20 protein-coding genes and 4 pseudogenes are annotated in these 26,953 nt (G+C 69.4%); 11 read left to right on the top strand and 13 right to left on the bottom strand.

Annotation, left to right across the window (positions count from 1 at the left end; all coding sequences use genetic code 11):
* Positions 1-17: 17 nt before the first annotated feature.
* The 3 genes and pseudogenes from ACIHCQ_RS39475 to ACIHCQ_RS39465 form a co-directional block, all read right to left on the bottom strand.
* The gene (locus tag ACIHCQ_RS39475) at positions 18-785 is read right to left on the bottom strand and encodes a hypothetical protein (RefSeq protein ID WP_399673580.1); all 768 of its coding nucleotides are present in this window, start codon (positions 783-785) and stop codon (positions 18-20) included.
* Positions 786-1,134: 349 nt separating this feature from the next.
* Positions 1,135-1,714 (bottom strand): annotated as a pseudogene (locus ACIHCQ_RS39470) (IS982 family transposase); the annotation flags it as partial.
* Between the two features lie 232 nt (positions 1,715-1,946).
* Entirely contained in the window at positions 1,947-2,894 is a 948-nt protein-coding gene (locus ACIHCQ_RS39465; RefSeq protein WP_399673578.1) for a helix-turn-helix domain-containing protein, read from the bottom strand.
* A gap of 103 nt (positions 2,895-2,997) precedes the next feature.
* Between ACIHCQ_RS39465 and ACIHCQ_RS39460 the strand changes: the two genes are divergently transcribed.
* On the top strand, positions 2,998-4,029 hold the full coding sequence (locus tag ACIHCQ_RS39460; protein WP_399673576.1) for a saccharopine dehydrogenase NADP-binding domain-containing protein: 1,032 nt from the start codon (positions 2,998-3,000) through the stop codon (positions 4,027-4,029).
* Positions 4,030-4,095: 66 nt separating this feature from the next.
* Here the strand turns inward: ACIHCQ_RS39460 and ACIHCQ_RS39455 are convergent, their stop codons facing one another.
* Entirely contained in the window at positions 4,096-4,227 is a 132-nt protein-coding gene (locus ACIHCQ_RS39455) for a hypothetical protein (RefSeq protein WP_399673574.1), read from the bottom strand.
* Between the two features lie 31 nt (positions 4,228-4,258).
* Here ACIHCQ_RS39455 and ACIHCQ_RS39450 point away from each other — a divergent pair.
* The 5 genes and pseudogenes from ACIHCQ_RS39450 to ACIHCQ_RS39430 form a co-directional block, all read left to right on the top strand.
* Positions 4,259-4,648, top strand: a pseudogene (locus ACIHCQ_RS39450) (carboxymuconolactone decarboxylase family protein); the annotation flags it as partial.
* Positions 4,649-5,601: 953 nt separating this feature from the next.
* Positions 5,602-6,161: pseudogene (locus ACIHCQ_RS39445) on the top strand (LysR family transcriptional regulator); the annotation flags it as partial.
* A gap of 576 nt (positions 6,162-6,737) precedes the next feature.
* Complete coding sequence (locus ACIHCQ_RS39440) at positions 6,738-7,232, top strand: hypothetical protein (RefSeq protein ID WP_399673626.1); 495 nt, start codon at positions 6,738-6,740, stop codon at positions 7,230-7,232.
* A 75-nt stretch (positions 7,233-7,307) separates the two neighbouring features.
* Positions 7,308-7,589: a DciA family protein gene (locus ACIHCQ_RS39435; RefSeq protein ID WP_399673572.1), complete on the top strand. Its 282-nt coding sequence runs from the start codon at positions 7,308-7,310 to the stop codon at positions 7,587-7,589.
* A 22-nt stretch (positions 7,590-7,611) separates the two neighbouring features.
* Positions 7,612-8,079, top strand: coding sequence for a hypothetical protein (locus tag ACIHCQ_RS39430; RefSeq protein ID WP_399673570.1), 468 nt, complete (start codon positions 7,612-7,614; stop codon positions 8,077-8,079).
* 1,055 nt (positions 8,080-9,134) lie between these two features.
* Here ACIHCQ_RS39430 and ACIHCQ_RS39425 read toward each other — a convergent pair.
* Positions 9,135-9,518 (bottom strand): VOC family protein, encoded by a 384-nt coding sequence (locus tag ACIHCQ_RS39425; protein ID WP_399673568.1) that lies wholly within the window; start codon positions 9,516-9,518, stop codon positions 9,135-9,137.
* Between the two features lie 431 nt (positions 9,519-9,949).
* Positions 9,950-10,133 (bottom strand): annotated as a pseudogene (locus ACIHCQ_RS39420) (transposase); the annotation flags it as partial.
* 558 nt (positions 10,134-10,691) lie between these two features.
* Between ACIHCQ_RS39420 and ACIHCQ_RS39415 the strand changes: the two are divergent.
* Entirely contained in the window at positions 10,692-14,372 is a 3,681-nt protein-coding gene (locus ACIHCQ_RS39415; protein WP_399673566.1) for a protein kinase, read from the top strand.
* Between the two features lie 226 nt (positions 14,373-14,598).
* On the opposite strand, the gene ACIHCQ_RS39410 is transcribed toward ACIHCQ_RS39415, so the two are convergent.
* Positions 14,599-15,855, bottom strand: coding sequence for an MFS transporter (locus ACIHCQ_RS39410; RefSeq protein WP_399673564.1), 1,257 nt, complete (start codon positions 15,853-15,855; stop codon positions 14,599-14,601).
* Positions 15,856-15,984: 129 nt separating this feature from the next.
* Here ACIHCQ_RS39410 and ACIHCQ_RS39405 point away from each other — a divergent pair, with 129 nt between their 5' ends.
* Positions 15,985-16,869 carry a winged helix-turn-helix transcriptional regulator gene (locus ACIHCQ_RS39405; protein WP_399673562.1) on the top strand — a complete coding sequence of 295 codons (885 nt, stop codon included), beginning with the start codon at positions 15,985-15,987 and terminating at the stop codon, positions 16,867-16,869.
* A 282-nt stretch (positions 16,870-17,151) separates the two neighbouring features.
* Here the strand turns inward: ACIHCQ_RS39405 and ACIHCQ_RS39400 are convergent, their stop codons facing one another.
* The 3 genes from ACIHCQ_RS39400 to ACIHCQ_RS39390 form a co-directional block, all read right to left on the bottom strand.
* Positions 17,152-17,487, bottom strand: coding sequence for a transposase (locus ACIHCQ_RS39400; RefSeq protein WP_399673560.1), 336 nt, complete (start codon positions 17,485-17,487; stop codon positions 17,152-17,154).
* Positions 17,488-18,017: 530 nt separating this feature from the next.
* On the bottom strand, positions 18,018-19,433 hold the full coding sequence (locus ACIHCQ_RS39395) for a DEAD/DEAH box helicase (protein WP_399673558.1): 1,416 nt from the start codon (positions 19,431-19,433) through the stop codon (positions 18,018-18,020).
* A gap of 1,081 nt (positions 19,434-20,514) precedes the next feature.
* Entirely contained in the window at positions 20,515-21,594 is a 1,080-nt protein-coding gene (locus ACIHCQ_RS39390; protein WP_399673556.1) for a Camphene synthase, read from the bottom strand.
* Between the two features lie 580 nt (positions 21,595-22,174).
* Between ACIHCQ_RS39390 and ACIHCQ_RS39385 the strand changes: the two genes are divergently transcribed.
* On the top strand, positions 22,175-22,696 hold the full coding sequence (locus tag ACIHCQ_RS39385) for a GNAT family N-acetyltransferase (RefSeq protein ID WP_399673554.1): 522 nt from the start codon (positions 22,175-22,177) through the stop codon (positions 22,694-22,696).
* Here the strand turns inward: ACIHCQ_RS39385 and ACIHCQ_RS39380 are convergent.
* Positions 22,660-22,929, bottom strand: coding sequence for a hypothetical protein (locus ACIHCQ_RS39380; RefSeq protein WP_399673552.1), 270 nt, complete (start codon positions 22,927-22,929; stop codon positions 22,660-22,662). The genes ACIHCQ_RS39385 and ACIHCQ_RS39380 overlap by 37 nt on opposite strands.
* Here ACIHCQ_RS39380 and ACIHCQ_RS39375 point away from each other — a divergent pair, their 5' ends adjacent.
* A complete protein-coding gene (locus ACIHCQ_RS39375) occupies positions 22,930-23,409 on the top strand; it encodes a hypothetical protein (RefSeq protein ID WP_399673550.1) in 480 nt (159 codons plus the stop codon).
* Between the two features lie 456 nt (positions 23,410-23,865).
* On the opposite strand, the gene sigJ is transcribed toward ACIHCQ_RS39375, so the two are convergent.
* Positions 23,866-24,804, bottom strand: a complete 939-nt coding sequence (gene sigJ, locus ACIHCQ_RS39370) for an RNA polymerase sigma factor SigJ (RefSeq protein ID WP_399673548.1) — start codon at positions 24,802-24,804, stop codon at positions 23,866-23,868.
* Positions 24,805-24,809: 5 nt separating this feature from the next.
* Positions 24,810-25,754: an NAD-dependent epimerase/dehydratase family protein gene (locus tag ACIHCQ_RS39365; protein WP_399673546.1), complete on the bottom strand. Its 945-nt coding sequence runs from the start codon at positions 25,752-25,754 to the stop codon at positions 24,810-24,812.
* Between the two features lie 358 nt (positions 25,755-26,112).
* On the opposite strand from ACIHCQ_RS39365, the gene ACIHCQ_RS39360 reads away from it, so the two are divergent.
* Positions 26,113-26,655, top strand: a complete 543-nt coding sequence (locus tag ACIHCQ_RS39360) for a hypothetical protein (protein ID WP_399673544.1) — start codon at positions 26,113-26,115, stop codon at positions 26,653-26,655.
* The last annotated feature ends 298 nt before the right edge of the window (positions 26,656-26,953 follow it).

The raw sequence follows: 26,953 nt of genomic DNA, 5'->3' as shown, positions 1-26,953 counted from the left end.
GGGTCAGGACGGCCGCGTCACGGAGCGGCAGGCGCCAATTCACCGGTTTCGAAATACAGCTCAGTCCTGGCGCCAATCTCGACCGGTACGTCCTGGCCGTCCACTGCGGCGACGGCAGCCACCTTGTCCCGTTCCTCCAGCTTCGAGCCAGGCTCATTGGGGCGACCGGTGACAGTGACCTCGACGCCGTGGCGCAGCTGGTCGTCGGACACCTCCAAGCCCTGGATGTCAACCGCCAGCAGGTGGTCGAACTCCCGGTGAGCCGTTGCCTGGAAGGGCCCGGTGATCCGATGTGCAAAGAACCGCTCCGGTCCTTTGCCGAACAGGATGTATGTCAGCTGCTCGGGCGGTTGGGCATCCGGGGCGAACCTGTGGTGGAAGACCACGTCGACGACGTCCACCACGACGTCGGAGGCGATCTCGACAGGCATCTCGGGATGGGCGTCCGGCTGTTCGAAGTGGTTGCGGAACAGGCTCCCGGTGAATGACCTGCGGGCGGGCCGTTCTCCGGCCTTGCCGGGGAAGAGGTCAGGGAGCGCAAACACCTCGGGTGCGAACGTGTAGAGGCGGGCTTCCGGGTGCGCCTTGCGGTCGTCGTGATAGACGCCGTTGAACGAACCGAAGGACCCGTGCAGGAGCACCTGGCGGTTGTGCGGCGCGTGAATCATCGGCAGGTGGGACAGGAAGACGGTGCTGTTCCCCAGCACCGCCATCCCGTGGAAAGCGGGGGCGTCGGGTTCCGGGTGTTCGCCGGGATGGTGGATGTGACTACCGTCTATGCCCATGACATTCCACCTGTTCGCTCGGACCTGGGAAGGGTTGCTGTTGCTGTTGTGTTGGGCCTGAATGCATGAGAGCGGTCAAGAATCCCCTTTGGCAGGACGACCAGCGCCGGCTGAGCGGGAGTGCCCTGGCGGGCCTACAGCCCTGTCCCCAGCATGCGACCGGCCAGGGCACGATGCATCTCGGGATGCCTGCCCGGCGGAGGGATCCCCGCCGCTTGGTAAGCCCGTGGTCGCAGGCCCTTTCGCCGCTTCTCATGCGTGACCCATCCAGCTCGCTCTTCCCCTCCACGCCCGCATTAAGGACGGAAAGGCGTTCACTGCCGGGGCCTCCACCCCTGGTGCTCCGGCGGGTCTCGCGCTCGTCGGCCTTGGCCCCGGTCAGGACGAAGGCGACGGGCAGGCCCTGGAGCGTGCACACCAGGTGCGGCCGAAGGCCCCAGAAGAAGCGGCTGTGACTGGCGCGGTACCCGTACTCGGCCCATCCGGCCAGGTCGGAGCGCTTGACGGTCTCGCGTGAACGGCCGCACTCCACCGGCGTGGAGTCCACGATCCACATGTCGTCGCTCCACACGGATCCACACGGATCCACACGGAGGTGTCGGTTGCCGGCAGCCGGGTAACCCGCCGCAGCAGTCCGCCGGCCTTGCGTAGACACCTGTTGCAGCCGGGCTGCTGGGGCAGGTACGGGAAAAGATGCCGCAGGTGGGAAGGGGTGTGACGGAGCTGCCTGGCCTCGGAGGTGAAGCCGGGCATGGCCTGCGTCATCGCCAGTGTGACCAGCTCGGCGTCGGCAGCCGCAGGGCGACCCCCACGGCAGGCCGCCATGGCGCGAGATGCGCGGACGCCTTCAGCAGGTCGTCGGTCTTCACATGGAGTGCGGTCGGGAGAGTGTCTCGGGCGGCCGTGCGGGAGGCCGGCCGGTGACCAATTCCGGGCAGAAGATGTCCAGGGCGATGCTGAGCCGGTAGTGGCCCGCAGCCGAGTCCGATACGGGGTTCCGGCGGGCTGGCCCAACACCTGGGTGGAGCCAGGGCACAGGCCCTCCGCATGGTGGTGAAGCTGTTGAGCCCGGCCGTCCGTCTTCCGACGGGGCTCATGGCGGAATCCGTTGTTTTTACGGCCGTTACTACCGGAGCCCCCAATTCCGCGGGAGTCCGCCCGTCAGGCGGGCCGCGCGCTGCGGAACGCCCGCCGGTAGCTGTCCGGCGGCACCCCCACCGTCCGCTTGAACTGGCGCCGGAGTGTCGTTGCCGTGCCCATACCAGTGGCCAGGGCCACCGCCTCTACGCTCTCGTCGGTGGCCTCCAGGAGCTCCTGGGCGCGGCGTACGCGCTGCGCCAGCAGCCACTGGATGGGGGACTGGCCGATCACCGCCTGGAACTGGCGGCCGAGGTTGCGCGGGCTTGTGTTCGCCCTCCGGGCCATATCGGTCACCGTCAGCGGCTGGTCCAGGCGTTGCTGGACCCACGCGAACAGGTGGGCGAGCTTGTGGTCGCCGGTGGCCTGGATGGGTGTGGACACGAACTGGGCCTGGCCGCCCGGCCGGTGCGGTGGCATGACCAGACGCCGGGCGACGGAGTTGGCGATGGCGGCACCGTGGTCGAGGTGGATCAGATGGAGGCACAGGTCGACGGCGGCGGCCTTGCCCGCGGCCGTGAGCACGCTGCCGTTGTCCGTGTAGAGCACGTCCGGGTCGACCTCGGCCAGCGGATGACGGGCACTCAGTTCGTCGGTGTGGGCCCAGTGGGTGGTGGCCCGGCGGCCGTCCAGCAGACCCGCCGCGCCGAGGACGAACGCCCCGGTGCAGAGGGAGACGATCCGGGCGCCCGACGCGTGGGCGGCGCGTACGGTGCCGATCAGCTCCGGCGGCAGCGGCTCGTCGATGTCGGCGCACGCGGGGACGATCACGGTGTCGGCGCCGACCGCCCGGTCCAGGCCGTGGTCGGGCTCGACCAGGAACGGGCCCACGCGCACCGGTCCGGGCCCGCAGAGCAGTACGTCGTACCAGCCCTCCGTGGCTTCGCGCGGGGGATTGCCGAAGATCTCGTAGGCCACCCCGAGTTCGAAGTGCAGCAAGTGACCGGCGGCGAGCAACGCGACTGTAGGCACGTCCGAAAGTGTACGCATATTGTCGTTCCGGACCATCACGGTCGGATTCCGTTCGCGGCGAGACTTACCTCCATCGGGCAGGGAACATCGAGATCGGGGAATCATGGACACGGCCGCTGCAGTGGTTGTCTACGGGGCGAACGGGCACACCGGCCGCTTCATCGTCGCCGAGCTGAGAAGGCGCGGCGTCACTACTGTCATCTCCGGCCGTAACGCGGCGCAGTTGGAGGCGCTCGCGGCCGAGTGGCCGGATGTGCTGGTGCGGCCGGCCGACGTGGACGACCCGGGCGCCCTGGATCGGGCCCTCGCCGGGGCTGCGGCCGTCATCAACTGCGCCGGACCGTTCGCGGTGACCGGCGGCCCGGTTGTCGAGGCCGCTTTGCGCGCGGGTGTTCCGTACGTCGACGTCGCAGCGGAGATCGAGGCGAACGTCGCGACGTTCGCCGACTACGCGGACGAGGCCCGGAAGACCGAGACCGCCGTGGTTCCGGCGATGGCTTTCTACGGCGGCCTCGGTGACCTGCTGGTGACCGCGGCGATGGGGGAGTGGACCGCCGCGGACGTGGCGCACGTCGCGTACGGGCTGAGCAGCTGGCGTCCCACCGCGGGCACCAGGACCGCCGGTCAGGTGTCGCACGAACGGCGCGCGGGGCGCCGGGTGCGGTTCGCGGACGGCGGGCTTCAGTACCACGACGACGCGGTGGTGGAGCAGGACTGGGAGTTCCCGGAGCCGCTGGGCCGGCGCACGGTGATCGCGGAGTTCACCATGGCCGACGTCGTCACCGTGCCCAGCCACCTGGACGTGCCCGAGGTCCGCACCTATATGGCCGTCGAGGCCGCGCGGGACCTGGCCGGGCCGGACACTCCCGCTCCGGAGGCGGTCGACGAGCTGGGCCGGTCCGACCAGACGTTTGTTGTCGACGTCGTCGTCAGCGCGGGCGGTGTCGAGCGCCGGGCGACGGCTCGCGGGAAGGACATCTACGCGGTCACCGCGCCGCTGGTGGTGGAGGCCGTGCAGCGGATCCTGGCGGGGGAGACGCGGACGACGGGTGTGGCCTCGGCCGGCGCGATGTTCGACGCGGCGGACTTCCTGCGGGCGCTGAGCCCTTATGTGACTGTGGAGCTGCCGCACTGAGCGGTGACGGGACAGGCTTTATGGAAACCAGGCGGGCCCCCGGCGATTCTCCGGGGCCCGCCTTGCTCACTCCGGTGCGGCGGTCGGATACCGGGTAGGCACGGCCACCTGCTCCTCCTCGAACTCGAACCGCGCGAGGTCGACCGGCTCACGAGCGGCGATGAGGTGCAACGGATTCCGCTGACCTGGGTTCTCCACGTTCTACTGGTATGACCACCATGCCGGTCATACGGTGCCGCGCGCCACGATGAGCCTCGTCCACCTGCGCGCCGGGCAGATCGTCGGCAACACCTACCTGACGATCCTGAACACCGGCTTCCTGCGCAAGGCCGGGGAGTCCGAGGAGCGCATCACCGCCGTCTCCTCCTGGCAGGACGCCCCGTACTTCACCGACGCCGAACGTGCCGCCCTCGCATTGGTGGAGGCCACCCTCCAGCCCGCCCCGCACGGCCAGGAGCGCGTCAGCGACGAGCTGTACGCCGAGGTGGCGAAGCACTACGACGAGAAGGCGCTGGCCACCCTCACCATCGCGATCGGCCAGATCAACTTGTTCATCGCCCTGGCCGTCATCGGCAAGCCGCAGCCGGTCAGCTCCCTGGCGGACGAGCAGTGGGACTGATCCGGTCGGTCCGTCCCCGGGGGTGCCCTCCTTGATGTCTGCCGGTGGGCGCTGGGGCCTTCGTCGGCCTGGCGCTTTTGCCATCCACGGTCTGTCGGTCTGACAGGGCCGGCCACCGACCCGTACGAAGGGTCCGACCTCGCCGGCGTGCCGATCGCAGCGGCGTCGGCGTGCAGATCCGCACCGGCACGGGAGCGCAGCGGAGACCGAGAACCGTCAGCTGCAAGGCCGAGTCCTGACGCTCGAGGACGACCTCGCGGCCGCTCGTACAAGCCTCCGGCGCATGATGCGCAGCGAAATCGCCCACTTCCGCACCCATAGAGAGAACAGCTGTCGGCGTGCTGGCAAATGTTCCCATCTCAGCTGCTGTCGGTTCTAATCCAGTTGCTCTCTGGCACCGTGGAGGATATTGAATAGGGATGATGTCGTTTGAGTGCCGGAACTGTGGCCTGCCGCTCACCGGGCCTTTGAGTTCGTTGCCAGCCGTTTTGGACTCTCCGAGCTGGCCGGACCCAGGTGAAGGGCGACATGCTCCGGCGACGATGCCCAGGGGTTGCTACGCCGTTGAGACAGAGCCGTGGGGGCCGCCCTTCGTTCCCACCGAGACGGAAGGGCCGGCTTACCCGCGTGGGCCATGGATGGATGACGACCGAGGTTCGCTCACTTCGGCCGGACCACGTGGCAACATCGTCCTTCACCCAGACGACGCTCTCGGCCTTGTCAGCCGGCCGACCGGACAGGTTGAGTGTTGCGGGCCGACCGCGGAACACGGGATGAACCAGGGCTGCGCGTGTGGGGCGTTGGTGGCGACGCTCGCAGCCGGCTGCTACGGGCCATATGAGCTTCACCTGGCAGCGGAGGCCATCCGCAGGGTCAACGTGTCCTGATGGCCTCCCGCTGACAGGCAACGGGTCGTCCGCTGCCGCTCACCAATATCGCGCGGGCAGACACTCGTGAGCAGCAGTCTGTTCCACCGGATCGGCCGCCGGGCCGTGCTCACCGAGGCGGGGACGGCGTTGATCGAACCGGCCCGGGCGGCTGTGCGTAGCCTGGAGACGGCCCGCGCCAGCGTCGGGCCGTGCATGAACTGCGCCATGGGGGACTGGACATTGCCGCCATGCCGTCGCAGGCGGTGGAGCCGCTGACCACGATGATCGGTGCGTTCAGCGGCCGGTATCCCGGGGTGTCGGTGAACATCCGGGCCGCCTTCACCTCGCGCGATGTCGTCGACATGGTGCGCACCGGGGCCGCCGAGCTGGGGCTCCTTGCGACGTCGGGTCCGCTTGCCGACAAGGAGGTGATCTCGCATGCTGCCGGGGAACAGCGTTTCGTGCTGCTCCCCCCTGCCGACGGGCCGTTCCCGGCCGGGCAGCCGGTAGGCCGCGAGGCACTGGCTGGGCAGCGGCTGATCGTCGGGCAGCGGGGCACCGGGATGCGCGCGTACGTCGACGGGCTGCGCGAGCACGGCATCGGATTCATCACCGCGGCGGAGACCGAGCACCGGGTGGCCCTTCCGCGAAGTGTGGAGCGAGGGGAAATTCACCGGCGGCCACAGAGCATTCCACCGCGAAATCCTCCGCAGGATGCCACCCAACCAGCGCCCAGGCCTGTTCGCGACCGGCCGCACCAACAACCGCTTCCTTGCGGCAGCGGCCATTCACCGTGTGAGCGACGTCGGTCAACCTGTGGGACGACCTCGAGCCCGCCGCGCATGGCACTCCCCTCGGAAAGCCGGAAAGCCGGAAAGCCGCCACACGCCGAAGCAACTCGAATCCCTGACCGCCGAGTTGGCCCTCGCGTGCCAGCTCCTCGTACGCCCGCCCGCCATCGACACCTCTCGCCGGCGGCCATAGCCCTGGCGTATCGCGCTGCTGCCCCGGCGGCGCCGCGCTCGCTCCGGGGCGCCTCGGGGAACAGCGAGTCGGCGGCGGCCGGCCCGGCGTCCGTTGGAGTGCGTGCCGAGTGTCGGTCCACCGGGGCGGCGGCGTTGTCATGGGACGCTTGCTCCACTCCGCACGGGTCCACGTGGCCGGGACCGTTCGAGGCGGTCCCGGGGACGTGCCGTGCGAATCCTGATGTGGGAGGCCCGGTGGATGTCAGCACGTTCTACGCACTCTTCTCGGCCACCTGCTTCACGCTGGTCGGCCTCTGGTGGAACGTGGTGCAGGGGCACCGGGACTGGCTGCGCGATCCGGCGCTGCGCCGGATCGTCGGTGGTATCTATCTCTCGTTCCTGCTCCCCGCGCTCATGGGCCTGTTCGCGCAGGTCGGCGGCACCGAGACCCCGGAGATCTGGCGGTTCAGCTTCGTAGTGCTCGCCGTGATCGGCTGTGTGTCGACGCTGCGCCTGACCGGGCGCAGCCGCCGGGACGGCTCGTCCGTGTTCCTGACCCTGGCGCAGGCGGTGGCGGCCCTCTTCTACACCTTGATCGCGGTGGTGGGCGCGGAGCCCGAACTCGCCGACGTCGTCGACCTGAAACCGATCCAGGCCGAGGCGGTTCTGCTGATCCTGCTGGTCGTCCTGGGCCACGGGCTGGTCTGGAGGTTCATGGCCGGCGAAGGCCGGCCCCCCGACACGGACTAACCTCGCCGTGGGTTGGGTGATGAGACGTCGCTGATCGTCGGCTGTGGGTGGGCGGGGTGTTTTCGCTGCTTGGGCATGGTGGAGTCCCGGCGCGGTGGTCCGCCCGAGCACGTCCAGGCCGTCACCTTCCACGCGGAGACCCGGCAGCTGGACCTGTGCCCCGACTCGCCCGCGTACGCCACCCAGCTGCGCCTGATCAGGTCCCGGATCATCCGCGCGGCCAACGACGCGGCGGGCTCGGAAGCGGTCCGTACGGTCCGGGTCCTGTCCGTCGGGGCGACGGCGGCCCTGGCGCCCCGGGTGGCGGGCACCGCCCCGGCTACGGACCCGACCGTGCCGATAGGTCAACCCAGGTGAAAAGGTCTGTCAAGCTGCTTCGGTGTTCGAATATCGTCTCTGGCTTGCCGCAGTCCCGGAACCCATACCTGAAGCCGAAGCCCGTATCTACTGGAACCTGAAGGATCTCCCTACTCCAACCCTCGACGGAGCATTGAAGCACGCGGACTGGGCCTACGTCGGCTCCTGGCAGGACAGCCATCTGGCGGAAGTGCCGCAGTCCGGCCGCTGCCCTGCTGTCCGGATCTTCGACTGGCTGTTCTATCGAGGGACCATCGACTGCTACCAAGCACCGATTCTGGATGCTCGGCTGCGGGATGAACTGATTGGGCTCTACCAGCCCCGGCCGGGTGACCTGCCCGCGGAGTCCACCGATGTGGATGAGATCGCCACGTTCCTCACGGCGCACCTCGGTTGGAGCCTGCTGCCGGAGGAAGCGCCACCACGAACCACGGCACCGTCTCCGGGCGATCACGGGCAGCCTTGCCGACGAGCAGGACGGCTGAGCTGACCTTCTTACCGTCAGCAGACTTCTGCGAAAGCCATGTCGTTTGAGAACACCGAGGGGCAACGTTCTCAAACGACATGGCACCCCAGCAGGTCAGCAGCCCTCTACCGCCACATGCACTACGACAGGACACGACTCGTGCCGGCGACCATGCCGAGGATTGGTGCCCCGTCTCTGTCGATCTGGCCTCTGTCTCGGCTGATCTGGTCCGATTCGCCTGCGGTCTCAGGTGACCTGGTTCGCCTACGTGTTTGTGTCCCGTCTCGCTGAACGTGGCTGTATCTCATCGATCTGAGCGGGTCGGCCTCCAATCTCATGTTCGGTCGCTGTTGCCGAGGGCGCCGTCACCCTCTGGGGTGACTCTTGTCCCGTTCTTCGTGGCTTGTCTCATGGCATTCGCGATGGTCGTGTCATGGATGGGGTACGGGTGCTGCGTGGCGGGGCTCCGCCGGACGTGTCGGACTTTGACCTGGCCTGGTTGGACGGCGGGGTCGAGGTACGCAAGCCCCCACACCATGACGGCGTCTGCCACCGGCACCACAGCTGGCTCCTCGGCGACGAACAGCACAGCCTCACGCAGCTGCCCGAGGTTCTGCGGGCCAACCGCCAACATCAGCGAATCGTCTGCCGAGGCACCCACCCCTCCACCGCGCCGGCCTACGTCGGTGCCCGCGACCGCTTGATCAAGTGGTTCACCAACGAGGTCAGCAGCCCGCTACTTCGGCAGCGTTGGAACCACCGACTCGACGTGCTGGGCGAGGACCCGTTCGGTGATCCCCACCGTCCCTCCGAAGCCCGGATCGAGCTGGTCATCTGTCCCGAAGCCGTCGTTCTCACCGGCCTGTTCGCCTCCCCGCACTGGCGAGACCACCCCCAGTTGCCGACCGAGGCTGCACGACGCTTCGGCATCGCTACCCAGCAACTCCCGTCGGGCCCAGGCTCTGTCGCGAAAGTGGATCTTGATCGTGGACGATCACGTGCCGTGGGATGCTCGTTGCTGTCCCCAACGAGTGGCTGTGACCAGCTGCCATGGGGCTCCCGACCCGAGCGTCTGAGCCTTAAGAAGACCTCGCAGCGCGATCGGACTCGCTGCGGAGGACACAGAATTCATTGCCTTCAGGGTCCGCAAGGACGGCCCAGCCCGCACCGTCGGGCTTCCGGCGATCGGCGACGAGGGTGGCTCCGAGGTTCAACAGCCGCTCGGTCTCGTCTTCGCGCGAGGTCGTCGGGCGCAGGCACAGGTGGATCCGGTATTTGATTGTCTTCGGTTCTGGCACCTGGTTGAAGTGCAGCAGTGGGCCCTCCGGAAGCATCACCTGAGTCTCCCGGTCGCCTGGTCTGTCCTGCGGATGCAGCGGACAACCGGTCACCCCGCTCCAGAACCGAGCCAGCTCATAGGCATCCGCACAGTCAATCGCCACGTTCTGCAATACCGAGATCATGCAGGTGAGCCTGCCTGAGCACCGCTCAGTCCGCTACCAAATTGCGTCCAGGCTCCACCGGCACCGTTCAACGTCCGCTATCACACGAAACCAGCAATTTCACAACAGACCCTAGTCCGGAAACTGCCACCTTTAGTGCGAATCCTGGAAGCAGACGTCTCACCATCCTGACGAGGCCCAGCTCAGGAAGCCCCGCCCTCGCCGTGATCGATGAGACGCGCACTCGACGCTGACCACAGCCCTTTGGGACGCCTTGTTTCGCCCTCCATGAGTCGCGACTCAACCGTCACCCCGCAGGTCAGCGGCCCCACCTCTGCAAGATCTAATGAGACGGGACATTCGCCTACGTGTTTGAAGCGGGCGTCGTGGTTGCGGCTTCTTACTGGGCTTGAATTCGTGATGTCGTGAGGGATCAGTCGGGTGTGTGGGTCGCTTCGGTACTGGATCTTGCGCAGGCCGTGTCGGACCGTGCGGGATCAGGTGTTCGGGTGTGGTGAATGCGACGTTGGGCAACCAGCCGCGTCGCAGCAGGGACCAGATGCCCTCGACCGGGTTGAGGTCGGGTGCGTAGGACGGAAGCTGGTAGACGGTCAGCCAGTCCCGGGCGGCAACAAACTCGCGCATACCCGAGACGTTCCACCGCCCGCCGGGCCGCAGCATCTTGGCGACGCCCCGGACGGTGCAGCTCTTGCGGAACCGGCGGCCGATCACCGTCTTGATCCGCGACTGGGCCCAGCGCCGGTCGTCCCAGCCGTGAGCCACGGGCCCCTTTGTCGGCCCTGCTTTCAGCGCCTGGCGATCACCGTGTTCGTCTCGTCCCGCGCGAACCGGTCAGACGCCTCCAGGCGCAACCGCTCGCGGAACTCCCATCGCTCGGCGGTCAGGACCAAGTCATTCTGAGTGAGGGTCTGTTGCACCGTCTCGGTGAGCCGGTCGGCAGCTGGTGGAGTGCGATATGCGAAGCTTGTCGTATTCGTAGCTGAGAGCGACTGACGAGTCCGGCGCTGTGGTGGAGGCAGCGGCGTGCACCTTCACGTTCGGCGTCAGCATCCGCCAGGCGGCGAGATCGAAGAAGCCATCCTGACTGGCAAGTTGGCGTACGGCCGCCGGCAGGGGGCTCTCACGTGACACCGCGCGCCCCTGCTGGAACTGCCTCCTGTCACCCTGCGTCTCATGGCTCCGACCAACCACATGTGGCCGATCGACTTCCTGGGGTATTGCATGAGTCGCCGCAGTCTGACGCCGGAGGACCCGCAGCGTCAGGGGGAGTACTGGCTGGCCGCCCGGCTCGGCTCAGGCGGTCAGGGCGTGGTGTATGAGGGGTATGCCCCCGACGGTACTCGGGTCGCGGTCAAGGTCCTGCGCCCCGATCTTGCTGCGGGTGTTGAGGCCAGGACTCAGTTCGCCAAGGAGGTTGTGGCGGCGCAGCGGGTGGCGTCGTTTTGTACGGCGAAGGTGCTGGCCGCTGACCCGCACGCGGACAGCCCGTATATCGTCAGCGAATTCATTCCCGGCCCTGACCTGGGCACGGTCGTGCGGACCTCGGGGATCTTCAAAGGGGATGCTCTGCTGCGGTTGGCCACGGGGATGGCTACCGCCTTGACCGCGATTCACCGGGCTGGTGTGGTGCACCGGGATCTGAAGCCGGGCAACGTGCTGCTCGGGCCGGACGGGCCTCGGGTGATCGACTTTGGGATCGCCCGCACTCCGGAGATGACGCTGACGGAGACGGGCGGGTTCAAGGGCACCTTCGGTTACATCGCTCCCGAGGCGCTGCAGGGACAGCGCGCTGACGCGGCTGCGGATGTATTCGCGTGGGGGGCGGTGGTGCTGTTTGCCGCGACCGGTTGTGAGCCGTTTCGGGGCGAGAACATCTTCGAGGTTGCGCGGAAGGCGGTGGAGCATGAGCCTGAGCCTGAGCTGATGGCTTTGCCTGCGGCGCTACAGCCGTTGGTGCACGACGCGCTGGCCAAGCGCCCGGAGGATCGGCCAAGTTCAGCCGCGTTGCTGATGCATCTGCTGGGCGGCGAGCGCGGGGGCCGTCAGGTCCTGGAAGCCGGCGCCAGTGCGGCGGCGGGGGTGCGCGCGCCCGGCGCGGCGGCTGCCACCGTCCCGGCGCTGGGTGATGTCGCCGAAGCCACGTACGAGGCTCTTCCGCCGGTGGTGCAGGCGGTCGCGTACGAGGTCTGGCTGCGCTTGGTCGTCCCGGGCAGCGCATCGGACGGGTCGCAGGACGGCGTGCGCACAGCGAGCGAGGAGGAGTTGCTGTACGGACGGCCCGACGGCGAGCAGGCAGCTGTGCGCGAGGTGGTCGCCGCATTCGCCGATGCGGACGTGCTGGTACGCGAGCCGGCAGGGATACGCCCGGCCAGTGCGGCGGTGCTGCGGGCCTGGCCGCTGCTGCGGGAGTGGGTGGATGCCAACCGTGAGGGACTGCGGGTCCATCGGCGGGTGGGCGAAGCCGCTCACGCTTGGGACCAGCACGGACGACGGACAGACGACCTTGAGCGCGGCACGGCCCTGCTTCGCGCACTCGGCTGGGCGGCCACCGCCCCTGGGCGACTGCGCCCGAACCTGCTGGAGCGTGAGTTCCTCGATGCCAGCAGGGCAGCCGGCACCCGTAGGAGGCGTCGGCGCCGTGCCCTGCTGGCCGGTACCGCCGTGCTGGTGGTGCTCGCCATGGTGGCCGGCGCCCTGGCCTGGCAGCAGAACCGGGCCAATGAGCGTCAGCGTCTCCTGGCCGAGGCTCGTCGGCTGGCCTCCGTCGCCGACAGCCTGCGGTTCACGGACCCGGTCATTGCTATGCGGCTGAGCGTGGCCGCGTGGCGCCTTGCCGACGTCACCGAGACACGCTCCGCGCTGATCGGCGCGATGACGCAGAAGGAGGCCGACGGTTTCAGTGCGCCCAGCAACGACGACACCACGTGGCCGCAGCTCGGCAGCAGCGGCCGGACCCTGGTGACCTACCACAACAACCAGGTGGTGCGGTGGGACGTCGTCCGCCACCAACAGGTCGACTCGCTCGCGGTGCCCGCGATGAAGAACTCCGACGGTGGTGCGGTCAGCGCCGACGGGCGGACGCTCGCTGCGCCCGCATGGAAGGAAGGCGGGCTGGCCACCCAGCTGTGGCGCTTCCCCGGGCCCCGGCGCATCGGGAAACCACTGGACGGACGCTGGGAGCCAAACCGCGGCTTCAGCCCCAGTGGGCGCCTGCTCATGCTGGACGAGATCGAAGGTGACACATTCCGGCTGTGGGATGTGGAGCGGCAACGCCAGGTGCTGGAGGTCCAGCGTTCTCAGGGAATCGCCGAAGCCGCCGTCAGTCCGGACGACCGCCTCGTGGCCCTGTACCCCTTCGGGGGCCCGCTGGAGATATGGGACGTGAACCGGCAGGAGCGGCTGCCAACTGATTGGGCTCCGCGCTCCCCCCAGACACAGGACCAGAACTACACATGGGTCGCGTTCAGCAGTGACGGCCGCACGCTGGCGATCGTGGCCGGTGACAGTGTCCGCCGGTGGAACATCTCCTCGGGCAAAGAACTGGTCCAGTTGCGCCACAACGCCGTCCGGGATGCCGACTTCAGCGAGGACGGCAGGTTCCTCGTAACCGCGAGCGAAGATGAGATCCTGCTGTGGCGCCTCGCCGCGCCAAGCCGACCGGTGCTCCGGCACCCGTTGATCAGCGAGTCTCCCCACCAAGTGAAGATCGACGTGGCCGCCCGCAAGATCCGCTATCTCACCTATAACCAGCGCGACGCCTCAGTGCGCTCCCTCGACCTGGGGCACGCTCTCGCCCCCAAGTGGCGCGCCTCAGCCGTGCAGGACGCCAGGTTCAGCGCGGACAGCCATCTGCTGGGCGTGACCTGGGACCGGCAGCACACGGCGCAATTCGAGCTCCGGGACGGACACAGTGACAGGATCATTTCTGCTCTGCCGGACGCGCCGTTGCCGCCCTTCCGGGACCGGCAGGGAAGAGAAAGCGCAGGGTCGTATACGAGGGTCATGTCCTTCAGCCGCAGGGGAAGCATCTTCGCTTACGGAGCACCGGCACAGACCTTCGCTTCATCGCCAACGGGGATAACCGTGTGGAACGTGTCCAAGGGTCGGTCGACCGCCGCGCTGTCCCTCACCGACCCTGACAGTTTCGACGCCCGCGCTGTTGACACGATCGCCCTCAGTCCAGACGGGACCACACTCATGGTCTCCCGGCCCGCATTCGCCGAAGCGGAGGTCTGGGATGTGCGCCGCCGCACGAAACTGAAGACACTGCCGAACGCGGGTGGAACAGTGATGGCCTTCCGCCCGGACGGGCGACTACTTGTCACCAGCAACGCCGTAATCAGCCTGCCCTCGGGCAAGATGCTTGGCCCGGGCCCCGGCGAGCAGACAACGACGATCGCGTTCAGCTGGAACGGAAGACACCTTGCGACCGGCGACGACGCCGGCCGGGTGACCCTGTGGGACGGCGCCGCGCGTCGCCAGTTGGGTGTACTCTTCGGCACCTTCACCGGTCCGCGACGCGGCAGTTCCGAGGCCGCCAGCGCCCTGGCGTTCTCCCGCGACGGCCGCACCCTGGCCGTCGGCGGCGCCGATGGCACCCTGCAGTTGTGGGACGTGGCCTCGGCCCACCTGCTGGGCTCCGCGCTCCCCACGCCGGGTGACAAGATCCTCTCTCTGGCCTTCAGCGCGGACGGCGACACCCTCTACGCCGCAGGCGCTCATGTCCTGTATCAGCAATACGCACTCGATCTGCGGCGCACGGCCGAGACGGTGTGCCAGCGTGCAGGAGGGGGCTTGTCCCCGGCCGAGTGGCTGATTTATATCCGCCAGGTGCCGTACCAAGCGACCTGCTGAATCGGCGCAACCGAGAACCACGTCAACTCGGCTGCCCCATCGACTCCGGCGCATGGAATGCAACCACCGCGGCGGCGCTCGACGCCTGGATCGTCTTCGAGGACGAGGCCGGAATGTCGATGACGCCGCCCACCGCCCGGCACCTGAGCACGGCGCGGCCGTACCCGGTGGCCCGGGTCCGCGGCCGCTCGCGCCGGCGGATCTCGATGCCGACTCCAGGACCGCGTCAGGCGAAGTCCCGGCGGCGGCCCACCGGGACCGCGAGCAGGTACAGCGGCGGCAGGAGCGCGGCTGTGCACACCGTCCACAGGGCCGCGTGCGTCCCCGCGTACGTGGCGAGCAGGCCGGCGGTGAGGGCGCCGAGCGGCTGGGCGCCCCAGGAGATGAAGCGGACGGTGGCCATGACACGGGAGAGGAGATCGGGCGGAGACTCGGTCTGGCGGTGGGTGCGGGTGGTGATCGACCCGATGACGACGCCGAAGGCGAAGCCGGCGTTGCCCAGGGCGAACCAGTATGCGTCGGCTGCGGACGTGGTCAGCGGGGCCAGCAGGGCGGCAGCGCCGCCGGCCAGCGCGCTCCCGACGAGCCCCCGGGCGGTGCCGAACCGCCGGGTCAGTCGGACCGCCACGGCGGATCCGGCGAGCGCGCCGACTCCGTCCATGGCGAGCACCATGCCGAGTTGTACGGGCGTCAGTCCGGCCTCCCGGACCAGGTAGAGGGGTGTGAGGGCGACCAGGGCGGCGCAGACGAAGTTGGTGGCGGTGGCCCAGAGCATGCAGGGCAGCATCACTGGGTGCCGCGTCACGTACGTCCAGCCCTCGCGGATCAGCCGGAGGGCGCCGTCGCCGGTGCGTGCGGCGGGACGGCGCTCGGGGAGGGTGCGCAGCAGCACGGCGGAGAGCAGGTAGCTGGCTGTGTCCACGAGGAGCGCGCCGACCGGGCCTGCGGCGTGCACGAGGAGGCCGCCCCCGGAGGGCCCTCCGGTCTCGGTGACGGCGTGCGTGCCGGACATCAGGCTGTTGCGGTCGGCGAGCTGCCGGGCCGGGACGATGGCGGGCAGAAAGGTCGAGTTGCCGATGTCGAAGAGTACGGTCGCGGCGCCGGTGACCAGCGCGGCGAGCAACAGGTGCGGGTAGCTGAGCCGGTCAAGCCACCAGGCGAGCGGGAGGGATCCGACGGCGGCGAACCGTATGAGATCGAGGGTGACCTGGAGGCGGCGGAGCGGGACGCGCTGGGCGATCACTCCGGCCGGGAGGCTGAGCAGCAGCCAGGAGATCTGTCCGGCGGCGGCGAGCAGGGTGGCCTGCAGCGCGGTGGCGTCGAGGACTGTGAGGGCGACCAGGGGCAGAGCGAGGGCGGTGACGGCGGTGCCCGCGTCGCTGACGGTGGCAGCGGCCCAGTAGCGCCAGAAGATGGCCGGGGGCGAGGTCGCGTGGTGGGTGCTGCGGCGATCCTGCTCCGGGACCGTCGGTGTCTCGCTCATACTGCGTCCATCCTCCAGTGAGTCTCTTATGGGAACTTACTTGACGTGATTGAGTTCCTATCCGGAACTGACCTCATGGCGCAAGATGGTTTCAAAGACCGGACGCTGTATCCGCAAGACAGGAGACCCATGGTCAGGTCGGTGCCCGAGCGGGACGCCGCCTGTGCGATCGCGCAGGCGGCGGCGGTGGTCGGTGACTGGTGGAGCCTGCTCCTGGTTCGGGAGACCGCACGCGGGCACCACCGGTTCGACGTGCTTCAGGAGGAGTTGGGGATCTCCCGGAAGGTGCTGACCGAGCGCCTTGCGCACCTGGTGGCGGCGGAGGTCTTGGAGAAGGTTCCGTACCAGAGTGGCCCGGTGCGGTACGAGTACCGGCTGACGGACAGCGGGCGGGGGCTGCTGCCCGTGCTGCTCTCGATGCAGGACTGGGCGGACCGCTGGCTGCTCGGCGACGGCTCGCTGAGCGGCACGGCCGACGAGGAGAGTGCGGAGGCGCGGCGGGTGGCGGGCCTGGTGGGCGAGTGGCTGCCGCGCCTCGAACTGCCGGGGCACCGGGACGGTGAGCCGCTGGACCCGGTGGCCGAGGCCGCGGCCACCGTCCTGTTCTGCTACCCGGCGACCGGTCGCCCCGGCCCGCTGCCGGACGGCTGGGCCGACATCCCGGGTGCCATCGGCTGCACGCTGGAAAACCGGCTGTTCAGGGACGCGTACGACGACTTCCGCGCGGCGGGCGCCGAGGTGCGCGGCGTGAGTACCCAACGCCCGGACGAGCAGCGCGTGTTCGCGGTCGAGGAGGGCATCCCCTTCACTCTGCTCTCAGACGTCGACCTGCGCCTCGCCGCCGCTCTGCGGCTACCAGTGTTCCGTGCCGGGCAGGCACTGCGGCTGAAGCGGGCGGTGCTGGTGGTGGACCGCGAACGCGTGGTGCGCCAGGCGCGCTTCCCGGTGACGGACATCCCGGGGGCAGTGCGCGAGGCGCTGGCGGTGGTACGGCGGGTGGCGGCGGGGCACTGAAGGGGCGGGCGCGGGGACGGCCCCGGGCGTGCCCGCGAGTCCGTCACGGCGACAGCCGCTCCCGCCCGCCAGCCGTCCCCCGGAGTTGTTCCGTACCTGACGGAGCCTGCCGTGCACCTGATCCCCGCAGTCCCTGTTGTAGCTGTCGAGGTCAGTGGCTGACGGCCCGTCAGGACTTCAGCCGGGGGATCCGGTGTTTGTCCAGGAAGTCTTGGCATGCGGGTGGTGGCCGGGGCGGGGTTGCTTCTCCGGTCGGTGGCAGACCGCTGAGGCGCTCGATGTTCACGGCGATGGCCGTGAAGACGTGCTGTGGGTGGGCCTTCGGTGCCCCCGGTAGGGGCAGCGGCGCATGCCGTGTCCGTGAGCGAATTCGTTGACGGTGCACTCTGCTCCGGAACGCACCGCGTACCGGGCCTGCCAGTCGGGCGTCTGCTGCCCGGTGCGGACGCGGGCTTGCAGGTCGTGGAGTTCTCGCTGGGGGAAAGCCCACGTTCCGGGCGCTTTCGCGGGAGGTGGTGCACTGGGTGCGGTGCGGTGCGGTGCGGTGCGGTGCGGTGCGGGCAGGGCCGGCACTGGCTCTTGGTGAACCGTGGGAGGCCGGGTAGGGGCCCGTGCCATCCCTTGCTGACCTGGCCCTGGGGGCAGATCACCTGGCGGCGGTCGAAGTCGATGTGGAAGTCGTCCCGGCAGAAGCCTTCGTTCCTGCGGTGCCGACGAGTGGGACTGCCCGGCACCGGCCCGGTGACCGTGACCTCGACCAGGGAGGGGGTAGTTTCTGCTCGACCTGTCGGACCGGCAGGCCGCCGAGGCGGTGCGCTGCCGCATCGACTTCACATACGCCCTGGGGCGGCCAGGAGGTGTTGCTTGAGCTCGCGGAGGTGCTGATCGAGCGACTGGCCGGGGTGGACATCACGGTCCCGCATGATGAGTTCGGGGCGGCGCTGGAGCAGGTGGTGACGGTGAAACTCGCAGGCTCGGGGTGGGCGGAGCCTTCCGGGCCGCAGCCCGTCATCGATCTGGTGCCGGCGCTGAAGTCCGCCGTACTGGCTGGCTGGTTTCTATGCCCTCCACGCCGGGCCCTCAAAGGGGGGCGCCGGTGGCGGGATAGCAGAGCGGGCGGGCCCGGCCACCCACAGGTCCGTCCGGCGTCAGCGGCCCTTGCGCACCCGGGCCGCCGCGCGGGCTTCCGCAGTCTTGCGGGCATCGGCGGTTTTGCGGGATTCCTTCGCGGGGCCCGGACGGGTGCCGAGGCCGCGGAAGGCGGCGTTGCCGCTGCTGGTCTTCCCCTTGATCGGCGGGCGCTTCGCCCCGGTGATGGCGGTCAGCTGCTCCCCGCCGGAGTGCACCTGAGTGACAGTCGGCCGGATGCGGGCGTCGGCCATCATCCGGTTCACATCGCGCCGCTGGTTGGGGGTGACCAGCGTGACCACGTTCCCGGACTCCCCGGCGCGCGCCGTGCGCCCGCCACGGTGCAGGTAGTCCTTGGCATCGGCCGGCGGGTCGACGTTGACGACAAGGTCGAGCGCGTCGATGTGAATACCTCGCGCCGCGACATTGGTGGCCACCAGCACGGTGATCTCACTGTTCTTGAACTGGGCGAGTGTGTGCGTGCGCTGCGGCTGCGACTTCCCGCTGTGCAGGGCGGCAGCCTGTACGCCGCTGGCCCGCAAGTGACGGGTGAACTGGTCCACGCCGGCCTTGGTGTCCAGGAACATCAGTACCCGGCCGTCCCGCGCGGCGATTTCGGTCGCGGTTGCGTACTTGTCGGCGGCGTGGATGTTCAGCACATGGTGTTCCATCGTGGTGACCGAGCCCGCCACCCGGTCGAGCGAGGCGAGCACCGGGTCGTGCAGGTAGCTCCGTACCAGCTGGTCGACGTTGCGGTCGAGCGTGGCCGAAAACAGCAGCCGCTGCCCGTCGGGGCGGACCTGGTCCAGGATTTCCGAGACCTGCGGCAGGAACCCCAGGTCGCACATCTGGTCCGCCTCGTCCAGCACCGTGATCCGCACCTGATTCAGGTGACAGTCCCGACGCGACACCAGGTCGGCCAGCCGCCCCGGCGTCGCGACGACCACCTCGGCGCCGGTCCGCAGCAGCGCCGACTGCCGGTTGATCGGCAGCCCGCCGACCACCGTCGCCAGTCGCACATTCAGCGCCTGCGCGTACGGCGCCAGCGCGTCGCTCACCTGTTGCGCGAGTTCCCGGGTCGGCACCAGGACCAGTGCGAGCGGCTGCTTCGATTCCGCTCGCCGGCCTGCCGTCCGGACCAGCAACGCAAGCCCGAAGGCAAGCGTCTTGCCGGAGCCGGTCCGCGCGCGGCCGAGGACATCGCGGCCGGCCAGCGCGTTGGGCAGGGTCGCCGCCTGGATCGGGAAAGGCTCCGTCACCCCGAGGCCGATCATCGTCTTCATCAGCTCCGGCGGCAGCCCGAGTGCGTCGAAGGACTCGGCCGGCAGCAGGCCCGGGGTCACCGTCTGTGGCATCGAGAGTTCGCCCTGCGGCGCTGTCGCCCGCTGGGGCTTGCCTGCACGGGAATGTCCAGGGGCCGACGGCTTCGCGTTCATGGGGAACCTTCCTCGATCGGGCGCCCGGAACGCGCCGGGGCCCGTACCCCTCGGTACGGGCCCCGGTGCGGTGTCGAAGCGTGCCTCGAGTTTACCAGCGGGCGCCCGGATGCCTCCCGGTCCGACCGGCCCGCGCACGAAAGGGGCTGTCAGGCAGCAGCGGTGTTGGCCCAGGAGGCCACCATGGTCCACTCTTCGACGGTCCTGACACCTGACACCTGACACCTGACACCTGACACCTGACACCCGGCCTCGGCGCACGCCCGTGGATCGAGCGCGCCCGGGGCCCCGGAGCTGCTGTACCTGGGCGCTGCGCCGCCCGGCATGCGGGTGTCCCATGCCGAGGCCCGCCCCGGCTACTTCAGCGTCGATCGGGCGCCCGGAACGCGCCGGGGCCCGTACCCCTCGGTACGGGCCCCCGGCGGTGTCGAAGCCCCCTGTTCTCCGCCTTTTCCACTGCCTCAAGGTGATGAGGGTGATGAGGGATGAAGGGAGCGGCGCCGGTCAGGGGAAGGGCCGCCGCTGCGCTCGCCTTGTACGGGGCGCTCAGGCCGCAGGCAGCGGCCGAAGGGCTGGCTCAAGACCGCGCAAGGAGGGGCCGTGCCGTCCGGCGGGTGAGTTCTTGAAGGCGGTGCGCCATGGCACGGGATGACGAGGGCCGGGGCGCGCACAGTGCCCCTCCCCGGGCGTACAGAACTCCAGCGGCTCCAGGAGCTCGCCGACAGCAGCAGACGCCGGACGCGGAGCTCAGCGAGCAGGCGCCGAGGCCACCGAAGCCACCAAGGCCACCGAAGCAGCGCAGGAAGGGGGAGTAGGAGTATGCGGGACGTGCCTGCCAGTGGCCACGCTGCCCCGGCGCCAGAGCGTCGGCTCGCTGGTCGGCGGGGGATGCCGCCGTAGGTCCGTGTACAGCCGCGCCGTCACCCCCGGCTCGCCGGGCACCCGCCGCAGCGCCGTGCCGGAGATCGCCCACCGCCGGTCCGGCTCGGCCACCGCCGCGGACACCGCCGCGGTGGCGCGTCTTTCGATCCACTCCCCTTGTGTAAGAAGGCGCAACTGGCTCCTGTCCAGCTGGTCCGGTTCAGTGGTCGCTCTGGGGCCCGTGGTAGCGGGCGCTGGTGCGGTGCCACTCCCGGTTGCCGGCGAGCCAGGCTTCCAGTCCGTTCAGGAACAGCGCCAACTCCGGTGTGGCGAACCTCATCAGATCGCGGCACTGGGCGTCGAACGCGGCCACCAGGTCGTTGTGCAGACGTACGCCCAGAGCGTGTGCGTCCTGGTAGGAGCAGTCCTCCTCGGCGGCGATCGCCTCGCGCACTCCGAACTGGTGGACCCCCGCGCCGTTCTCTTTGCGCGTCGAGTGCAGATCGTTGACGACGACGGTGATGAGACCTGCCAGCTTCACCGCCCGGCGTACCGGCGGGTGGGAGTACAGGTCATGGGACAGTTCGTAGCCGTCGACGATGTCGATCAGGGTCAGGCACGGGGTGAAGCTGTTTGCCTGGCGCGATCCGAGGTACTCCCAGACCGGCGCGATCTCCTTGCGCATGCGCCAGTTGGATTCCTGGGCCATCGCCACGAACAGGGCCAGGTCCTCATGGCGGACCCGGGCGACCTGCTGCGGTGTGGCGTACTGGACCGTCCTGTCGATGTAGTCGCGCAGGGCCACCAGGACCGGGTCCGCTCGCATCGCCCGTTCGGTGTCCCAGTCGTAGCGCTCGGTCAGGTAGGGCCGGTCCAGTGCCGACATGGCCACCGACAGCCGCCGTGCGACCTGGTCCAGGGTGGCCCCGGCTCTTACGTCGTCGACGTAGTAGTCGTCCAGGGCGAACAGCGCCGCCATCGACTGCCCGGCCAGCAGCAGCCGGTCCCGGTCGTCGGTGTTCGGATGCGTCAGCATGACGTACCGGCCGAAGTCGCACTTCTCCAGGTAGTCGAGGTGGCCGGCGTACAGGCCGATGCTGTCCGCCCAGGACAGCAGCATGGCGGTGATCTCCCGGCCGAGCGGCTCGTCGACCCGGAACGGGGCAGGCCCATCCAGCCCGTCGTCGTCGCGCACCGGCGCCGGTCGCGGGCTGAACAGCCGCGCAGCGGCGGTCCCCAGCCCCGACGGCCCGGGCAGCACTCCCGGCCGCGGCCCACCGGTCCGCTCATCGCCGCTCATACCTACGCCTACACTCATTGGTTCCCCCCCGTGGATAGGTCGTCGGCGACGACAGTGCCAGCCCACCCCGGCCCCGGTGGGGCCCCCAAGATCTCTTCACCCGTTCGGGCGAAGGCCGGGCCGGCACGGTGCAGCGCTCCGGGACCACAGCTCAGCACCCATTGCCCCTGTTGGACCCAACGGGGGCCAAGCCTTGAGTACCTCAGGAACCGATCACAGCTGACCCTGGTTGACGCTGAAGCCTCCGAATCGGCGGATCTGTCTGCCGCGCCGTCGGCCGCGATCTCACTCTTCAGGAACGCTCGGTGTACCTGCCGGACCAGCCACAACACAGCACATGCCCACGTGTGTGCTGGGGCGTGTTTGAGAAGTAGCACCGTCCGCCCGTAGGGCGGGCCCTGGGGCGTCTGGTGCGTGCAATCGCAAGGCGGTGGGGGTACCTCCCGGACGAAGTCCGGGGGAGGGACTTCTCAAACACGCCCTATAGCCGCGTGGAGCTGGTGACCACCGCGTCGCCAGCCTTCTGCATCCGGTTCACCGCCCGCACATGCCCACGTCTCGGCTTCGATAGCCTCGGCCCATGCCCTTCGACCTCCAGCCTTACCTGAGCGGCGCACTCGTGGACGTCAGGCCGCTGCGCGAAAAGGACTTCGACGACCTGTACGCCGTCGCCTCCGATCCGCTCGTCTGGGAGCAGCATCCGGCCCGCGACCGCCATCGGAGGGACGAGTTCACTCGCTTCTTCCACGAGGCGCTCGCCTCCCGGGGCGCCCTCTCGGTGATCGACCGGAAGGACGGCCGGCTGATCGGCTCCTCCCGGTATCACGGGCACGACCCCAGGCACGACGAGATCGAGATCGGCTGGACCTTCCTCGCCAGGTCGCACTGGGGCGGTACGTACAACAGCGAGCTCAAGCGCCTCATGATTCGGCACGCCTTCCGGTTCGTCGGCACGGTCGTGTTCCTGGTGGGACGGGACAACGTACGGTCCCAGCGGGCCGTCGAGCGCATCGGCGGCGTGCTCAGCGGCACGCGGGCCGACGGAAGCAACGGGGAGAGCGTGCTCTACCGGATCGAGTCCCGAACCTCCGCCCCGTCGTAGAGCCCGTCCTCCTCGATCCAGCGCAACTGCTCGCAGTCAGAGGCGAGCTCGTCCGGGTTGTCCGGGATCAGATGGACGAACCCGGGCGAGGTCGCGACGTCGATGGTGCGCGGGGCGGGATGCCCGGCCGGATGGGCCATGACCCCGTGGGCGTACGAGGGCAGAGCGCGCACCGTCGCCATGGCCTCGGGCGACGGGACCACCCCCTGTTCGCTCGGGTTGATCAGCGACACGTGGCGGGGCCGGATCAGCAGCTCGTACGCGATCGGCGGCGGGCAGAGGTGAACAAGCTGGAGCGGGTGAGGCGGCTGGGGCGCTGTCGGAGCCGTCCGGCACGGTACGGCGGGGAGAAGACGCTCAGGGCCCTGGCGGCGGAGGCCGCGGCGAGCGAGGCCCGCTACCAGGCCCGGGTCCGCACGGTGCCGCGGTCGTCGTACTCGGCGCACTGGCGGCGGATGCTCTCGCCGCTGCTGAAGGCGCTGGAGGTGACGTGCAACAACACCGCGTACCGGCCGGTGAAGGACGCGATCGACCTGCTGGAGCGGTATCTGGAGCAGCCGCTGAAGGAGGGCGCGTTCTTCGGCCCGGCCGAGACGGTGCCGCTTCAGGGGTGGTGCCCGAGCAGTGGCGGGCGGCCGTGGTGGACGACAAGGGCCGCGCTGCCACCGAGGCAGATCGGCGGGCACTGTCCCCGCTGTTCTGGACACACGTGAACCCATACGGCCATGTCGAGCTCGACATGAGCTCGACATGAACAGATGCCTGGACCTGGAGCCGACCGTCCGGGCCGCGACGGTGCCCGGACCGCGCACCCCGAGGGGAGACCACCGCAGCCACCACGTGACCGGGCCGATTCGTGGGGAAGGCCGGGGTCAGTGCATGGAGGGCTCGAGCGGCGCCGCCGGGGGCGCCGCCGGGCGGACTGGCGTGCTGCGGCGCCCGCGCAGCCAGTCGCCGACCTCCCCGATGGCGAACAGCTTGGGGCCCGGGGCGAGGTCACCGCGGTGAACTTGCCCCGGCACGTTGCCCCACGACGTTCGCACGCGTGGCCGTCAGGACGCCCCTCCGCTCCAGGTGATGCCGAGCCGGGTCGGCATCATCTGGTCCAGTGCAGAGCCGGTGACGCGGCAGGTTCGTCTCACCGGCCACGTCGCGGGGGCGACCGGCGGTCAGGGGTTGCCGCCGGATCGGCGTTCTGCGAGCAGCCGGGCGCCGAGGTCGCTGACCTGGTCGAGGTGCCGGAGCTTGTCGGGGTTGACGATGGCGTGGATGGTCTGGATCCGACCATCCGCGATGCCGAGTCCCATGACCTCGACGAGCAGGTCCTGCGTGTCGTACGCCATGGCACCGGGCTGGCCGTTGACCTCGGTGAGGCGGATGCGGACGCCGAGGCGTGCGAATGCGGCGATCCTGGCCAGCAGGGTGCGTGCCACGTGCTCCCGGCCGTTGACCGATTGGCCCAGTGCCGGCACGTTGCCGCCGCCGTCGACGTGCAGCGCCACGTCCTGGGCCAGCAGCTCTTCGAGTGCGCTCAGGTCGCCTTGTTCGGAGGCGGCGAAGAAGCGCTGGGCCAGTTCTTCGCGTTGTCGCCGTGTGGCGTGGTAGCGGGGCCGGTGCTTCTGGACGTGGTTGCGGGCTCGGGCCACCAGGTGCCGTGTGCTGTCCACGTCGGTGCCGATGATCTCGGCGACCTCCGTGTACGGGTAGTCGAAGACCTCGCGCAGGAGGAAGGCGGCGCGCTGGTGCGGCGACAGGTTCTCCAGCAGTACCAGGAACGCCAGTGACAGTGAGTCGGCGGTCTCGGCGTGCTCGGCCGGCGTCGGGTCGGTGACGAGCGGCTCGGGCAGCCACTCGCCGACGTAGTGTTCCCGCCGCACTCGGGCCGAGCGGAGCTGGTCGATGGCCAGCCGGGTGGCCAATGTGGCGATGTACGCGCGCGGCGAGGCGATCGGCTCGCCGCGTTGCAGGGTCTGGTGCATGCGCAGGAAGGCCTCCTGCACTACGTCCTCGGCTTCGCTGACGCTGCCGAGCATCTGGTAGGTGATGGCGAACGCCCGCGGGCGCAGCTCGTCGTACAGGTCCGAGACGGACATGTCGGCTATTCCCATGTCGGCTATTCCAATCCCTTGGCGAAGCCCGTGCGCCAGCTCGGGTATTGCGGCGTCCAGTCCAGTTCGCGCTTGGTCTTCTCGCTGGAGATCCCGCGGGCCCGGGTCATCATGTCGACCGGGGCCTTGCCGGCCAACGCGCGCACGAGCCAGCCTGGTACGCGGCGTGGCGGCTTGGCGCCGAGTGCGCGGGCCAGGTCCGGCAGCCAGTCGCGCACGGGTGCCGGCTCGTCGTCGGCGACGTGGTAGATCCCGGCCCGGCCGCGTTCGACGGCCGCGACCGTGGCCGACGCGGCGTCGGTGATGTGCACCAGCGACAACACCCCGCCACCGCTGCCGACGATCGGGATCTTCCGTTTGCGGAGGTGCTCGGCCATGACGGCATCCGGCGCGGCGCTGATGCTGGTCCCCGGGCCGTAGAAGCCGCCGTAGCGAAGCGCGATGCCCTCAGCCCAGGTGATGCCGGTCACCGCGTTCTCCAGGTAGCGCAGTGCGGCCACCACCTCCGCCGCGTCGGCAGGGGGGTTCGGCTCGATCCGGCCGTTCTCGTCGGCAACCGGCCCGCCGGTACGTTCCATCCACTGAGCGTTGCTCTGCGCCACGAACCTGCGGACGCCGACGGCGCGCGCGGCGGCCAGCAGGTGGTCGGTGCCCTCGGTGCGCAGGCGGTTGGTCGCGGCCGCCATCAGCTTCGCCTGCCGGACTTTCATCGGTCCGCTCAGCGCGGTGAGCTGGTGCACGATCACCTCCGGCTCCGCCTTGGCCACCGTGTCGGCCACCGACTCGGGGTCGAGCGCGTCGACGACAACCGGCTCGGCACCGAGTGCGCGCAGCGCACCGGTCTTGGTGGCCGAGCGGGTCGTGCCGACGACCTCATGGCCGCGCGCCACGAGTTGGACAACAATCTGGCTGCCGATGGCACCGGACGCTCCGGCAAGGAAGATCTTCATGACGTCTCCGTTCGTCGTGCTCACATACAAAGACGAGACGCCCCGACCCTCCATGATCGGCTGTGATCCAGTTCACAGAGAGGGGTGTTCGCAGCCCCGTGCGTGGCGGCGGGCGTGCTTGATCCAGGCCCAGGGGGTGGCCGTCACATCGACCGAGCGGCCGCATGGCCACCCGCCTCAGACGTTGCCGGGTGCGAGTAGGTGGCGTACAGGAAATCCGAGTGAGATTGATCTTGCTTGGCGGGCGCTACGTCCTACGTCCTTACGTCCTACGTCGCGCGGCGGGATCGCGTACCGCTCCGGGGAGCGGACGGAGGCGTGGCGGGAGCGGGCCGGCAACATCGGACCGACGCTCGACGTGTGCCCGGAGACCGGCCGGGCCCGGCTCTCCTGCCGCCGGGCCGAGGACGTCGAGGACCTGGACGGCTGGACCCTGCACCGGCTCCGCCGCAGCGCCCTGACCCACGACGCCGAGGGCGGCACCTCCACCCGGCGCCGGGTCGTCGATCGTGGCGACGGGGAAGACGGGTGGCTTCGCGCCCCGGCGGGCGGGTCCGGGCGGGTCCGGGCGGGTTCGGGCGGCGCCGGTTCGCCGGCGAGCATCCATCCCCACGTCGTGAGCGAGATCCGGTGGATCCGCGCGGAGGACTTCGCGAAGCCCGCGCCGGTGAGGTACCGCTCGGCAGCCGCGGTGTACGACGACGGCGGGGCGGACAGAGGCATCACCCGGGCGCGCGGCAGCCGAAGAGCGCCCCCGCCTCCGAGTTCGGTCACTGGTTCGATCGTCGCAGCAAATGCGTACACCTCGTCCCGGCGGCCGGAACACCCCGCCGCAGGTCGCGGCGCTCACCGTAGAGGCTCCGCCGCAGTAAATCCGGCGTTTACCGCGGCACCATCCTGACGGATCGCCGGCGCGTGGAAGCCCGATCAGCCGACCTCGAAGCGGAACGACAGCTACCACTATCCGCTGTACCGCCGGCCCTCGCTCCGACCGCAGACCTGAGCGTTACGCAGTGCTACACGCCACCTGGCCGTCGCTGTACGAGAACAGAACAGGGCCGTTACGGGCATGCCGCATCGTGCCACAACTGGCGCCCCGTGATCACTTACTCGTAACCGGCTCATGCCTCCGATCGGCTGTTCTCGCCGAATTCGGCGGCTTGGTGAGCCACCGTCCAGGTCGTGGAGGCATAGGCTGA

It is taken from the genome of Streptomyces sp. NPDC052236 (assembly GCF_044548015.1).
Taxonomy (GTDB): Bacteria; Actinomycetota; Actinomycetes; order Streptomycetales; family Streptomycetaceae; genus Streptomyces.
This window is presented reverse-complemented; position numbering and strand designations above follow the sequence as displayed.

Bases quoted from the DNA above. Each gene is read 5' to 3' on its own strand.
- ACIHCQ_RS39475 (WP_399673580.1), bottom strand. From the start codon at position 785: ATGGGCATAGACGGTAGTCACATCCACCATCCCGGCGAACACCCGGAA.
- ACIHCQ_RS39460 (WP_399673576.1), top strand. From the start codon at position 2,998: ATGGACACGGCCGCTGCAGTGGTTGTCTACGGGGCGAACGGGCACACC.
- ACIHCQ_RS39435 (WP_399673572.1), top strand. From the start codon at position 7,308: ATGGTGGAGTCCCGGCGCGGTGGTCCGCCCGAGCACGTCCAGGCCGTC.
- ACIHCQ_RS39425 (WP_399673568.1), bottom strand. From the start codon at position 9,518: ATGATCTCGGTATTGCAGAACGTGGCGATTGACTGTGCGGATGCCTAT.
- ACIHCQ_RS39415 (WP_399673566.1), top strand. From the start codon at position 10,692: ATGGCTCCGACCAACCACATGTGGCCGATCGACTTCCTGGGGTATTGC.
- ACIHCQ_RS39410 (WP_399673564.1), bottom strand. From the start codon at position 15,855: ATGAGCGAGACACCGACGGTCCCGGAGCAGGATCGCCGCAGCACCCAC.
- ACIHCQ_RS39405 (WP_399673562.1), top strand. From the start codon at position 15,985: ATGGTCAGGTCGGTGCCCGAGCGGGACGCCGCCTGTGCGATCGCGCAG.
- ACIHCQ_RS39400 (WP_399673560.1), bottom strand. From the start codon at position 17,487: ATGGCACGGGCCCCTACCCGGCCTCCCACGGTTCACCAAGAGCCAGTG.
- ACIHCQ_RS39395 (WP_399673558.1), bottom strand. From the start codon at position 19,433: ATGAACGCGAAGCCGTCGGCCCCTGGACATTCCCGTGCAGGCAAGCCC.
- ACIHCQ_RS39390 (WP_399673556.1), bottom strand. From the start codon at position 21,594: ATGAGCGGCGATGAGCGGACCGGTGGGCCGCGGCCGGGAGTGCTGCCC.
- ACIHCQ_RS39385 (WP_399673554.1), top strand. From the start codon at position 22,175: ATGCCCTTCGACCTCCAGCCTTACCTGAGCGGCGCACTCGTGGACGTC.
- sigJ (WP_399673548.1), bottom strand. From the start codon at position 24,804: ATGGGAATAGCCGACATGTCCGTCTCGGACCTGTACGACGAGCTGCGC.
- ACIHCQ_RS39365 (WP_399673546.1), bottom strand. From the start codon at position 25,754: ATGAAGATCTTCCTTGCCGGAGCGTCCGGTGCCATCGGCAGCCAGATT.